General features: G+C 48.8%; 8 protein-coding genes and 2 pseudogenes. 5 read left to right on the forward strand and 5 right to left on the reverse strand.

The window, feature by feature from the left end; translation table 11 throughout:
• The 5 genes and pseudogenes from MGMO_RS04325 to cheD all read left to right on the forward strand — a co-directional run.
• Positions 1 to 432, forward strand: a 432-nt coding sequence (locus MGMO_RS04325) for a methyl-accepting chemotaxis protein (protein WP_036306843.1), incomplete at its 5' end; no start/stop codon positions are given.
• A gap of 359 nt (positions 433 to 791) precedes the next feature.
• A pseudogene (locus MGMO_RS21040) lies at positions 792 to 2,099 on the forward strand (MCP four helix bundle domain-containing protein); the annotation flags it as partial.
• An 18-nt stretch (positions 2,100 to 2,117) separates the two neighbouring features.
• Positions 2,118 to 3,686, forward strand: coding sequence for a methyl-accepting chemotaxis protein (locus MGMO_RS21045; protein WP_407656495.1), 1,569 nt, complete (start codon positions 2,118 to 2,120; stop codon positions 3,684 to 3,686).
• Between the two features lie 284 nt (positions 3,687 to 3,970).
• Positions 3,971 to 4,831, forward strand: a complete 861-nt coding sequence (locus tag MGMO_RS04335) for a CheR family methyltransferase (RefSeq protein ID WP_023493814.1) — start codon at positions 3,971 to 3,973, stop codon at positions 4,829 to 4,831.
• 32 nt (positions 4,832 to 4,863) lie between these two features.
• Complete coding sequence (cheD, locus tag MGMO_RS04340; RefSeq protein ID WP_023493815.1) at positions 4,864 to 5,493, forward strand: chemoreceptor glutamine deamidase CheD; 630 nt, start codon at positions 4,864 to 4,866, stop codon at positions 5,491 to 5,493.
• 479 nt (positions 5,494 to 5,972) lie between these two features.
• Here cheD and MGMO_RS20270 read toward each other — a convergent pair whose 3' ends face one another.
• From MGMO_RS20270 to MGMO_RS04360, 5 genes and pseudogenes are all read right to left on the reverse strand, one after another.
• Entirely contained in the window at positions 5,973 to 6,122 is a 150-nt protein-coding gene (locus MGMO_RS20270; protein WP_023493816.1) for a hypothetical protein, read from the reverse strand.
• Between the two features lie 491 nt (positions 6,123 to 6,613).
• Positions 6,614 to 6,883, reverse strand: a pseudogene (locus tag MGMO_RS04345) (transposase); the annotation flags it as partial.
• A gap of 457 nt (positions 6,884 to 7,340) precedes the next feature.
• A complete protein-coding gene (locus tag MGMO_RS04350; RefSeq protein WP_023493818.1) occupies positions 7,341 to 9,101 on the reverse strand; it encodes a di-heme-cytochrome C peroxidase in 1,761 nt (586 codons plus the stop codon).
• A 288-nt stretch (positions 9,102 to 9,389) separates the two neighbouring features.
• Entirely contained in the window at positions 9,390 to 10,907 is a 1,518-nt protein-coding gene (locus tag MGMO_RS04355; RefSeq protein WP_023493819.1) for an alkaline phosphatase family protein, read from the reverse strand.
• 252 nt (positions 10,908 to 11,159) lie between these two features.
• Positions 11,160 to 12,494 (reverse strand): cytochrome P450, encoded by a 1,335-nt coding sequence (locus tag MGMO_RS04360; RefSeq protein ID WP_023493820.1) that lies wholly within the window; start codon positions 12,492 to 12,494, stop codon positions 11,160 to 11,162.
• Positions 12,495 to 13,244 lie beyond the last annotated feature (750 nt).

A 13,244-nucleotide genomic window follows, 5' to 3' on the forward strand; every position in this document is an offset into this window, starting at 1 on the left:
GAAATCAAGGAATTGATCGGCAACTCCGTGGAAAAGGTCGAGGACGGCAGCAAGCTGGTGAGCGAAGCGGGCAAGACCATGGACGAGATCGTCAACTCCGTCAAGCGCGTCACCGACATCATGGGCGACATTGCCGCTGCTTCGGCAGAACAAAGCTCCGGCATCGACCAAGTCAACAAGGCCGTCACCCAGATGGACGAAGTCACCCAACAGAACGCCGCCCTGGTGGAAGAGGCCGCGGCGGCCGCCGAGTCCCTGGAAGAGCAGGCCCAAACCCTGGCAGACACCGTCGCCCAGTTCCGCCTCGATTCCGATAGTCGTTCCCCTGCCCCACGCCGTGTTGCCCCGCAACACAAGCCTATGGTACGGGCAGCAATTATCGCCGCCAAGCCACAACGCCCTGAGAACAACGATGAATGGTCGGAGTTTTAAGGAAGCTACGTTAAGGCATATAGGCCGGTATTGCCGAATATCCAGGCTACAGGGACGGATACGCTGAAAGCCATTAGTTGGCCGCCGGGTTTCGGCGACCATCAAGGATCGCGAAAGTGCGCATGCAGCAAGTATCGGGCCTGCGCCACAGAACCAAGGATAAAGGGCGCGCCTGATAATGGCTGTTCCCTTTTAATTCTTCATCCCTATTCTCTCCAGTAGGAGATAGGTTGGGAAAAAAAAGCCGTCTTTCTCAAAGGCATCATGGTTACGTCGGGAAAGCCTTTTAGAAAGTTTGCTCAAGCACTTAGGTTTGATCCCGATTTTTAAATTACAAGAGTTTTTGAGGTAAAAAGAAAATGTTTGCTAACATAAAAATTAAATCATTATTGATGACGATTTTAAGCATCATCGTCCTATTCCTGCTTGCTACTGCGAGTATAGGCCTGTATGGCCTCCAGAAATCCAATGCCTCTTTGCTTACCGTTTATGAAGACCGCTTGATTCCAGGCAATGACTTAGGGGATATCCGGGTATTAATGCAGACAAGCCGTGCGAAATTGAACCGGGCGCTGATTTTTCGCTACGATGCAGCAGAAGTCACCGCCGACATAAATATCATTGAACTCAACACCGCTGAATCCGACAAGTTATGGGCTAAATACTTGGCGACCTTCTTGACTGAGGAAGAAAAGCAACTGGTTGCCAAGGTCGAGGTAGCACGACAGGCTTATGCGCCCCTCATGAAATCCGTTTTGACGATGCTTAAGGCACAAAATTTCGCTGAACTTGAGCCTTTGTTAAAAGACCAGGCACCGCCCGTTTTTGCAGCAATGGAAAAAGCCTTAAACGACGTAAGCGAACTGCAACCCCGTGTGGCCCAGCAGGAGTATTTGACAGCAAAAGCGCGCTTCAACACCATTTTTGTTTTAATGATAGGCATCTGCATTGCCAGCTTGCTCGTAGGCATATTGGGCGCTTGGTTGCTAATTATGCGTATCGTCGGGCCTATAGCCCGTGCATCCAAAGCGGTCAACGCGATTGCGTCCGGCAACCTAAAATCTAACATCAAGGTCGAAAATAATGACGAAGTCGGCTTGATGCTGGAAGCGCTCAAACCCATGCAGGATACGATCAACGCCCTGGTTGACGAAATGGATTATATGGCAGCCGAGCATAACAAAGGTAATGTTGATGCCTTCATTAACGCCGGTAAATTTGGCGGTGAATTTAAGGAAATCGCCGAAAAAATCAATGCAATGGCTGTCGGCCAAATTGCGGTTAGGAATAAAATTATGGATTGCGTCAAAGCCTTCGGCGAAGGTAATTTTGAAGCGCCATTGGAACAATTCCCTGGCAAGCGTGCCGCTATCAACGTGACTGTTGAGCAGGTATGCAGCAACCTCAAAGGCTTCATCGCCGACATGCAGCACATGTCTGCCGAGCATGACCGTGGCGAGATCGGGGCCATGATCGACGCCGACAAGTTCCAAGGCGCCTACAAGACCATGGCGGAAGGCGTGAACGGCATGGTCGCCGGCCATCTTGCGCTCAACAAGAAAGCGATGGCCTGCGTCAAGGCGTTCGGCGAAGGCGATTTCGATGCGCCGCTGGAACAGTTCCCCGGCAAGAAAGCCTTTATCAACGACACGATCGAGCAAGTCCGCCGCGACCTCAAGGCGCTGATGGAAGACGCCTATTGGCTGGCCGCCCAGGCGCAGGAAGGCAACCTGACCGCACGCGCCGACGCCGACCGCCACCACGGCGATTTCCGCAAGATCATCGCGGGCATCAACCACGCCCTCGATTCGATAGTCGGACCGGTCCAGGAGACCATCACCAAGGTCACCCAATATTCGCGCGGCGACCTGGACGGCTCGCTTGTGGCCGAGTTCAAGGGCGATTTCGCCGAGCTCAAAAAACGCCTCAACAACTTGGCCGGCACCATGAAAGGGGTCATCGCTTCCTGCGACTACGTCAGGAACGAGCACGACAAGGGCGACATCGATGTCACGATTGCCGCCGACATGTTCAAGGGCGATTTCGGTGTCATGGCCAACAACATCAACGCGGTCATTTCCTCGCATATTGAACTCAACAGGAAGGCCCTGGCTTGCGTCAGGGAATTCGGCGAGGGCAATTTTGACGCCCCGCTGGAACAATTCCCCGGCAAGAAGTCCTTTATCAACGACACGATTGAACAGGTGCGCAGCAACCTCCAGGCCTTGATCGCCGACACCGACATGCTGTCCCAGGCCGCCCTGGACGGGCGCATCCAAGTCCGCGCCGAGGTGAACAACCACCACGGCGACTTCCGCAGGATCATCGAAGGCATTAACGCCACGCTGGAAAGCATCGTCACGCCGATCATCACCGTCAAGACGGCCGTGGATTCCATCAGCACCGCCGCCAGGGAGATCTCCTCCGGCAACGCCGACTTGTCGCACCGCACCGAACAGCAGGCCGCCAGCCTGGAAGAGACCGCGTCCAGCATGGAAGAACTGGCCTCCACCGTGAAGCAGAATGCCGACAATGCCCGCCAGGCCAACCAGATGGCGCTGACCGCCTCCGACGTGGCCGCCAAGGGCGGCAGCATGGTGCAGCAAGTGGTGGACACCATGTACTCCATCAACGAAAGCTCGCGCAAGATCGTGGACATTATCAGCGTCATCGACGGTATCGCCCTGCAGACCAACATCCTGGCGCTGAACGCGGCGGTGGAAGCGGCACGGGCGGGCGAACAAGGCCGCGGCTTTGCGGTGGTGGCGAGCGAAGTGCGCAACTTGGCGCAGCGTTCGGCGGCGGCGGCCAAGGAAATCAAGGAATTGATCGGCAACTCCGTGGAAAAGGTCGAGGACGGCAGCAAGCTGGTGAGCGAAGCGGGCAAGACCATGGACGAGATCGTCAACTCCGTCAAGCGCGTGACCGACATCATGGGCAGCATTGCCGCCGCATCCGCCGAGCAAAGTTCCGGCATCGACCAGGTCAACAAGGCCGTCACCCAGATGGACGAAGTCACCCAACAGAACGCCGCCCTGGTGGAAGAGGCTGCGGCGGCCGCCGAGTCCCTGGAAGAGCAGGCCCAAACCCTGGCGGACACCGTCGCCCAGTTCCGCCTGGATTCCGACATCAAGTCCCCTGCCGCCCCGCGCCGCGCCAACTTGGCCATCGTCGCGCCCAGGCCAGCGCCACGAATGGCCGCCGCCAGCGCAAAGCCCAGCAAGCAGGACGATGATGAGTGGGAGGAGTTTTAGGTTTAGCTGGGGTTGAAAGGTAAACCAATAGTCCTATCCTAATCAGCCAAGTTAAGCACTTAAGCCCCTTCTCTCTTGAGGGGAACGACCGCTGGGGGACGGTGTAAGTACGACAACTGCTAAGGTTACATAAGAGGTAGTTAAAAGACTTTTCCCTTTTTAATTCTCCTCACTCCGACCTTCTCCAGCAGGAAGGCGGGGTTTTTTTCTTAACGGCAAGGATGGTTTAATGTAGGATACAAGATCTTACATCCCTACCTCCCGTAGCCTGGATACAATAACGAATGAGCCGAGATCCTGACCAAAAAGAGTTTTTATTTACCCCGGCTGATTTTGAGCGCGTCCGCGCCATGTTGTATAAACACAGCGGCATTAAGCTCAATGATAGCAAAATGGATATGGTATACAGTCGCCTTGCGCGTCGCTTACGTGCGACAGGACTGAAGACATTTCAAGAATACTTGGTGCGGGTGGAAAAGCAACATGACGAGGAATGGGAAACCTTCATCAACTCGCTCACCACCAACCTGACGGCCTTTTTCCGCGAACCGCACCACTTCCCATTGCTTAAGACCCATGTGCTAAGCCTAAAAAAGCGCCCCATACGGATATGGTGTTCGGCCTCGTCCACGGGTGAAGAGCCTTATACCTTGGCCATGACTATGGTGGAGGCTTTTAATACCTATAAGCCACCGGTGGAAATTATCGCCACCGACATTGACACCAATGTGCTGAATAAGGCCAAGGCCGGGGTTTATCCCATGGATAGGATAGAAAAACTGCCGCAGGAAACCATCAAGCGGTTTTTTCTTAAAGGCTCAGGGAGTAACGCTGACAATGTTAAAGTACGCAAGGAATTATGCGACCTGATCAGCTTTCGCCAACTCAACTTGCTGGATACAAAATGGCCTATTAGCGGAATGTTTGATGTCATGTTCTGCCGTAACGTCATGATTTATTTTGACAAAGACACCCAATATAAAATACTCCAACGCTTCGAGCCGATGCTAGAATCGGACGGCTTGCTGTTTGCCGGCCACTCGGAAAGTTTGTACCATGCCAGCGACCTGTTTAAGTTACGTGGGCAGACAGTTTACGAACTCTCCGCACAAGTCAAACAAGCGCGGTTGAGGAGCGGCAACTAATGACCCTCTCGGCCGCCTGAGTTGAGCCAATCATGCCCATATCCGATCTATACGAAAAAGCGCGCGAACCTAATTTCTATTTCGACAGCCATTTCAATATTGATGCGGTCAAGATTTTGCCCGGTGAATATTATGCTACCGTGCGCCCTATGCTTATCGTCACCGTGCTGGGTTCTTGCGTAGCCGCCTGTATCCGAGACAAAGTGAGCGGTATCGGCGGCATGAACCACTTCATGTTGCCCTCCATTAGTGATTTTGGTGAACCTAGGCAAACCACTTCCGCCCGTTACGGCAGCTATGCAATGGAAGTCCTCATCAATCAATTGCTGGAAATGGGTGCAGAGCGTAAGAACCTGGAAGCCAAGATCTTCGGCGGCGGCAACCTCATCAACAGCTTCACTGTAGCCAAAGTAGGCGAACGTAATGCGAAGTTCGTCCGCAGTTATCTAAAGCGTGAACGCATACCCATCGTGGCAGAGGACTTACTCGATATTTATCCACGTAAAATCTACTTCTTTCCGGATCAAGATGTCGTCAGGGTCAAAAAATTGATCCGGCTGCATAACGAGACCATCATCCAACGCGAACAAGAACACGACAAACGCATGTGGGACGAAGAAATCGCCAGCGGCACGGTGGATTTGTTTTCTTATGATGTGTGAGTTGAAATAGGCGGTTTGATCCTAACCGCCAGACAAACTCACGGCTCATCGCGAACGGAAACACCACTAAGCAATGAATAGCCATTCATCATCCTGAGCTTGTTAAAGGGCATTTTTAAAATCGTTTATCCTATTAACTTCGCACACCCAAATGATTAGGTTGTCGCGTGATAGTTAGCCGCCACCGAAATGAGCAGGGGATGTTTTAAAGTGTATTGATGCAATAGAAAGCAAGCCATAACCCATGAAGGTATCACGCCAATATATTGGAATATCGTGTGTTTTTTTGTTAAACCGCAAACAGGAAATTAGAACGTTTGAATTGATCCATTATGCTGCCTATTAATTTTAGCCGCTTGCTTTGGCATGAAACCAAAACAAGCGTCCATAAAGATAACGGCATGTAAACTCTTGGTTGATTGTTCCGCGTTGTAAAACGGGTTATTCAGTCATAACGGGCACAAAGCCCAGTGAGTTTGTTATCCGCGTTGCTTGGTGATAGCAAGATTGCTAAAAATGGCGGCTGAAGCAAACACCAGTGTTGAAACAATAAACTCACCAGAAATAAAACCAAAAATACCGACCAAAAACATCATGCCAATAAAAACATCTCTTTGAAAATCGCTCATCTTAAAATCCCCAATCATTGCTATCGTTAATTTTTTCAGGTTATCCCTAAGAACAAAAGTACAAACACCCATCGTATTATTGTATAACCCGCCCTTTAAATTCACGGTTAAAACTATAATTCAAGACAAACCAAACGCCAAATGGGCCTAAATAGAATTGTGACAAGAGTCTCAAAGAAATATTTTGTAATCCACAGGATTGTTTTCGGTCAACTTTAAAATTGATTTTTTATATTTTTAACAATTAGTTATGACAAATTTTTGAACACGTTGATTCGGCATATTGTTTGGCTATACGCCAAACTCACGGCTAGTGACGACAGAATTAATACCTTGTCTTTAGTCCTGTGAGCTTCTCGAAGCATTAAGCCCTAAACCTCTGCACCCATCTAGTTTTGGGCTTTTTTAAGGCTGGTCGATTTAAGGAATGCAGTATCTTAAAGCAGTAAAAACCAGCTAACTTAAATACTCAGTACACCTTCAAAATAAGCCGCAGCTTTTCTTAACAAATCGCGCTCTTTCGTCAATAGGGCATTTTCTTTCTGTAGTCGCTTTATCTCTTCATACAGATGATCGTCAGTCCCTGCGGTATTGCCGACCAGTTTGGCAAGACTATATTTACTGATCCAGGTGTGCAAGGTATTCGCACTAATGCCTAAATCCCTGGCTGTTTCAGCAATCGGCTTATCTGAACCAATCGCCATTTTGACGGAAAAATCCCTAAACTCAGGTTTGTATGTTTTCGCTTTTTCTTGATCCATTTCGATACCCCTCCAGGCTAATGGTAATCCCCACTTGTGATGGAAACTATAAATCAAGAAAAATTAAAACCCTAATACGCCTTTGTAAATTTGTGATAACCGTCTCAAAGAAATAGCCAAAAGGTTGAAAAACTGTTACAGCCTCGTTTTGCCATAGATTTTATTTCAGTTTAACAACGAGTTACAAACGTAAAATACATTTTTGATTTTGTTTTCCCTGTGTACTAAACAATGTAAGCCAACGCCATCCATAGGATGAATCGACAAATAACGAATACGTGGTTGTTGACCAGTTCAGGACTTAAACGCTTACCTGTGAGATCAAATTTATATTTGCTTGCATAACTACGCAAATTACTTGTGTGTTATTCATCATTGAATTTCACACTAGCTAAATGTATCCGTTGGGCTAGATACTTACCCATCGGTGTTGCCGATGGGTAAGCGATTTTTGATATTACAGGATTTTCAGGTACTCAAGCAGTGCCTTTTTATCCGCGGGAGACAGCGTTGTGCCGAACTCATGGCCGCAACGGCTGTTGCCGGAATTGCGCTGGCTACAATCCGTGGTTTGGAGGGTATAGTCAAACTTGGTTTGCTCAGCCGCCAAGCCTAGATTGGTCGTATCGTAGGCGGGGCCGATCTTGAATGAAGCCGCACGTTCGGCGGCAGGTTTCAGCAACTCCGCAAGCGTCGGTACCGACCCATTATGTAAGTAAGGCGCGGTTGCCCAGATTCCTTCAAGCACACGGGATTCGTATTTGAAGGGTTCTGTCGTTGTTTTGTCAGCGGGCTTTTTGAATGCGCCTTTCAGGGAACCAAGATGTTCCAGACCTGGCCTAGCAAAAGCCTTAGACAACTTCATTTTAAGCTTGTCCTTCACGGATAGGTGTTTCCCCCCACCCGGCAACATGGATTCAGCCTGTTGGATGATGGATGCGCCTACTGCCAACCCTAACACATGAAAGGCCGTATCTTTGGGTTTTAACGGGTCGTCAAGAAATGGGATACCCGCACCGTTGAGCACACCCGTGTCAACCATGCCGGCTAACACATCATATTCGCGGGAATCTGTACCGACATCTTGGAGCGGCGTGGCCCAGGTTATATGTCTGAAAGATCGAAACGCTCCTTTCTTGATTTCATGGCATCCCGCCGCACAAGTCTTTTCGTAGATGCCTTTGCCTTTGGCTGCAAGGTTTTTATCGACAGGCCACGGCCATTGGGGTGGACCGATCTTTTCGATTAAATCTTCCAGTTTTTCCAGTCCGGCAAAATTTGCCGAATTGTCGGCAAGGTAATCTACACCCAATACTCGATTAGGGTCTTTTTTGGGATGGAATGTCGCAAACACGCCAAACACTTCACCGAGATTGCGGGACAGCCCAAGCACCTTGTCACCGTTGTCAGCAAAACCGGGCCATTGCGTCTTGTCTTGGATGGGTGCATTCCACAGGAAAGGGTAACGCACAGGGACATCCGCACGTTTAATATTTCCGGCAATCATATAGCTGGGCGGCGGGCCAATATCCAAACCGGTAAGGCGGTTGAAAATCATCGTTACCGCGTCGAGTCGTGACGGCCCCCAAGGAGTTGCCGGCAACGCGGCTTTAATCAGCGTGTCATAACGCAAGAACCATGCGCTGACATCATCATGAAGTTTTTTGATCTTGTCTGGTGTTGACGCACTGCCTAGTACGGTATTGGCGAAAGCATTAAACGTAACCTCGTCCTTGAGCACGGTGTTAACCGCCGTATCAAGGTCGCTGAGGAAACTCTGGAAATTGACGATTGCCGGGCCTCCATCAATACGATAAGGCGTGCCATCGACCTCGATCTGCCGCGTGTGGCAAGCGGCACAAGTCAAACCGATAGACTTATCGCTACCGCTCCCATTGGTGGTGAAGCCAACAGGCAGGCCGGGAGTGGGGCTGTGGTCATTAGGAAGATAACCATATCGGCTGAGGCTGCCCGACATAAACGGCGTTCCATCCGGCAGTTTCAATGCCTGAATCCAACTTAAGGGCATGATTTGTGAGCCCTGATCCTGGACATAAAAACTTTTCCGCGCGTCGGATGTCCATTTTTTGCCCTGGTCTATAGTAAACGGCGGCGAACCCGATACCGCTGTCGTTGCTGAAGTCGGTTGTAAGGCACATGAACCTAACGCAATGGCGAGACATGCCATAATGCCCGATTTAAAGTTATTATTTTTCATTTTTACACCCCCTGATTGTTTGTAGTTAGTTGTTATGTAATCACTCTATCACTAGCCAGTCCTTGAATTTAAAAAGCTATCTTAGCGTTCCCTGATCCATTCCTGTCGATTATCTAAAACTCTTATATTTTTTGATGGTTTTATCGATATTCATGTTCAATCCTTAAATCGAAAGGCTTTTCAAAGCAGGTAAAACCTTACTTTTACCTTACCCATCGTAAAATCCCTCTTCTCTATATTGTAAATCTCCGTTTCTACCATGAGCGGCAATCTAAGAACGCATTAAAGTCAGCGTTTCAAACCCGCCGCCTTCAATATCTGATCCCAAGCATGACGCCAGATTGCACCAAAATCGCTTGTCGCGCCGTCTGGCTGCGTTGTATCAGACTGGGTTTCATGGCGGTCAATATAGACTTGTGCGCGACCATGGTCGTCGGCCTTAGGCAGCTTGCGTGCGGCATCGTGCAAACTCGCTTGGAAATCGTTCCATAATTCAAACAGCGACCTGATCTTATAGAGCAGGCCGACCTTGCATTCAGAGGCCTTTATCTCTATGGGCCCTAAATTAACAGGGTCGGCCAAATTCAAGACACGCTCCAACGTAGGTGCTGCTTGCACCCGCGCTGTCAGTGGCTTGCCGAGATCGAAGCGTAACCGCAATGTGTTGATAACCGAAGCATGGTCAAAAGGTGTCGTCCCGTCTTCGGGGTAATTGTCGCTGGGGCGCAAGATCGTACCAGGTTGAATGTAGGGAGAAGCTATGACAGCGGGAACGCGTACACCATAGCGGTCAAAACCGAAAACCGGATTGGGATTGTCTCCCTTGACCGGGCCTGGCGGCACTGCGCTTTGCGGCGGCGCATGATCGTAACAGCCGCCATGTTCGTCGAAAACAATGATCAGCATGGTTTTCTTCCAGGCTTCTTCGTTGCTCCGTAAGGCATTGTAAACACTCGCGACAAGTCCATCCCCAAAGCACACGACATGCGGTGGATGCATGTCGTTGGGCAGGTTAATGCTGGGCGGCCAAAACTTAATATCCGAATAATAACGCGGTTCGATGAAGGAATAATTGGGCAGCGAACCTTCTTTGGCCTGTCTTACAAAGGTATCAAACAGGTGGAATTTGTCGGCTTTCTCAACAAGCTCCTGCAGCGTCAGTGTCTGGGGAATGTCATGATGATAAATCGACCAACTGGGCTGTGAGGGTGCCTTATCAAACGTACCGAACACGGTGGGCATCTTAAAAAACAATGCGTCAGGTGTATTGTTTTCATAGCCTCCGGCAGTACCTGTGTGCAGGAAAAGCCGGTTGGGCCAGGTTTGACAGGGTGCCGAAGCGAACCAGGAGTCGCAAACCGCAAATTGCCGCGCCAGCGCAGCCAATGCGGGGACATCCCGATCGGGATCGTAACGGCTCATGATCTGGCGTGGGTCGTAGGACGCACGCGATGGCTTCCCATTAGGATCGGTGTAACTGTCCACAAAACCGCTCATATTGGCAGCAACCGCTTCCGGCAACTTAGTGGGTTTGGCTTCACCCAACGGGCCAAAACCAAAAATCTGTTCGTTCATGTCAGTCCAAAGTTCGCCAGGGTCAGGGTTCGGCACCGATAAGCCTGCAATATCGCCCCCCTTAGTCACAGTCAGCGGCCAAACTTTGCCTGAGCGGTCTTTGTTGGATTCACTGCCATCAACACCGTTGAAATTCTTGGATTTCGGATACAAGCTACCGAGCAAATTATCGAAAGAACGATTTTCTAACATCAAAACAACAAAGTGTTCGATATTATGCACGCTTGTCATGACATGTCTCTCCACGCAGTGGCATCTAAATTAATGAAAAATAAACAAACAATGAGACTATGCCTCATATTGTTCGTTGTAATGATTAACTTAAGAAAATAATCATCACTAGACCATAACCGGTATAAGAATAGACCCTATTGGAATACTTGGAGGCTAACTCGTTATTTTTTTGCCTTCCTGAACACGGCTGTCATCTTACAAAATTTACCCTTATCATCCTAACCAAATGAATATAAAGTAAATTTAAGGCTAATTCTTCCACTTGAGCTCGTAGTGTTCGGGAAACGGCCCTGATTTATAGTCAATACTGCCAGTCGCCTTCAAACTTGGCTTTAGTAAAACCTGACGAACCATTTCTGGAATCATGACCATGCCAACGTATTTGCCCAAACATTCATGGCTACCGAAACCGAAATTGAAATGATGGTACCAATTGCGGTCAGGAATGAATTCGTCCGGATTTTCGTTTATGAGCGGGTCGAACATGGCAGATTGCGTACAGGCCAAGACATAAGTGCCAGGATGAATGGTCGTTTCACGATCCGTAGACTTGCCAACCGTATATTCACTAGCGGTCTTGCGGAACAGGTAAGCCGCAATCGGTACATAGCGCAGCGCTTCCCAGACAATGGCATCGAATTCCTTGGGTTCATCCCGTTGCGCGGCAGTGATTGCCTTAGTGAGCCATTCTGGGTGTTCCAGCAAATATTGGATGACCTGCGAGACGGCTTGGGAGGTAGTCTCGATTGCACCAATTAACAAGCCGCCAGCGTTGAATCCCACACGCTTGAGGTCGAAATCCACGGCTTCTGCAAAGTTAGAACGCAGCATCCGCGTAACGATGTCGTCGGTCAATGTGTCATTTTTTTTGCCTAGGAATTGGCGCACCAGTTTGCACAAAAAATACCACATTGAGAACACAATGTTTTTGGCTTGTTCCGCTTTTACCGCCAGCAACCGGCGCGCCAACAGTTCAGCGATATATTTTTTCAGGTGCTTACTGACTTCATTATGATGGTCAATGATGTACTGGCGTTTTTCTTCCGTCAACAAATCAAAGGGATGATTGTGGAAGTTGTCATACTGATTCCAGTACGACCATTCGATCAGATCCTTACGGTCAACACCCGTCAACCCGAAGTAATCCTGTACCAAGATTGCAGGGACCATACGACAATAATCATTGACCACTTCAATGCCGCCATTGGCGCCATCAAGAATGTCCTTGGCGATTTTAGCGATCATGGCTCGCACCTGGGGCAAGTCGTCGCGGTTAAGCATGCCCTGCATCAGCGATTTTTCGCGGGTATGCAAGGCATCGTCGTCATGCGACATGAGGTAATCGCCCATTTTCGCTATATAAAGCTCAACGGTGAAGATTTTGGGCATGTTCAACACCTCAGTGACATCATCGAAACGTGTCACCAAGGTACATTCGGGAGTTACCAGTATAGGTCGATTTTCGCGCAATTCTTTGAAGAACGGCAACGGTTCGGTGTCCAGCCAGCGGCGCACCAGCGGGAATTTATCAGCATCGGCAGCGGCATCGTATTGTTCCAGGTAGTTCGTTTTTATTTTTTTCATGGCGGTCTCCTGATGGTTATGCTGTGGTTAAATGTTGCCTCTTCCACGAAAGAAAAGACGGGGTTATTCATCGTTATAAACTTTATGAGAGATTCCAGTAAATCCAGCCTTTGCCCCCTGTTCAGCGCTGGCGGTTTCATACTATTTGGCGGTAAAACGCAGCAAAAGGCCCTTGTACGACCATTGAACTTTCGAGTCTCAATGACAAAATATAAGCCTACCATTGCCTAGCCGGTAAAAAAAGACGGGCATTACCCCCAGCAGAGGGATTATTACCCCTATTTCTGATGGGCGAGACTTGAATTTACTGTTTGCACCTATCGTTTTATGAATAACTTTACTGTTTCTCGCACCACTAAATACTGGGCTATATGAGCCTTCAACGTATCGAACAAAAATTACAGTAAAGGACACACGACTCTAGAAAGAAAGTTCGATATTACTCCGTAAAATAAAGAAATCAACATCAAAAGTATTATTTCAAGAATAACGGATTTTAAACATAATTTCAGTGAAATTTTCCACAAGGAAAATGTGTAAAATTTCACTGAAACTACCGGTAACCCTCTAGCTATTCGACAGGATTAGGGCGAACGAATTATTGATTCAATACCGAAGCAAATAATCAAACCTTTCAACCATCTGAATATAGTTTTCCGCCACAAAATTTCCCAAAAGAAAAGGTATTTTTTGAATACCGTTCATCGTATCCGGCAATTTCTTAGCCTCATATCGACTGCGATTTATCAC

Origin of the sequence: Methyloglobulus morosus KoM1 (assembly GCF_000496735.2) — a bacterium.
Taxonomy (GTDB): Bacteria; Pseudomonadota; Gammaproteobacteria; order Methylococcales; family Methylomonadaceae; genus Methyloglobulus; species Methyloglobulus morosus.

Bases quoted from the DNA above. Each gene is read 5' to 3' on its own strand.
- MGMO_RS21045 (WP_407656495.1), top strand. From the start codon at position 2,118: ATGGAAGACGCCTATTGGCTGGCCGCCCAGGCGCAGGAAGGCAACCTG.
- MGMO_RS04335 (WP_023493814.1), top strand. From the start codon at position 3,971: ATGAGCCGAGATCCTGACCAAAAAGAGTTTTTATTTACCCCGGCTGAT.
- cheD (WP_023493815.1), top strand. From the start codon at position 4,864: ATGCCCATATCCGATCTATACGAAAAAGCGCGCGAACCTAATTTCTAT.
- MGMO_RS20270 (WP_023493816.1), bottom strand. From the start codon at position 6,122: ATGAGCGATTTTCAAAGAGATGTTTTTATTGGCATGATGTTTTTGGTC.
- MGMO_RS04350 (WP_023493818.1), bottom strand. From the start codon at position 9,101: ATGAAAAATAATAACTTTAAATCGGGCATTATGGCATGTCTCGCCATT.
- MGMO_RS04355 (WP_023493819.1), bottom strand. From the start codon at position 10,907: ATGACAAGCGTGCATAATATCGAACACTTTGTTGTTTTGATGTTAGAA.
- MGMO_RS04360 (WP_023493820.1), bottom strand. From the start codon at position 12,494: ATGAAAAAAATAAAAACGAACTACCTGGAACAATACGATGCCGCTGCC.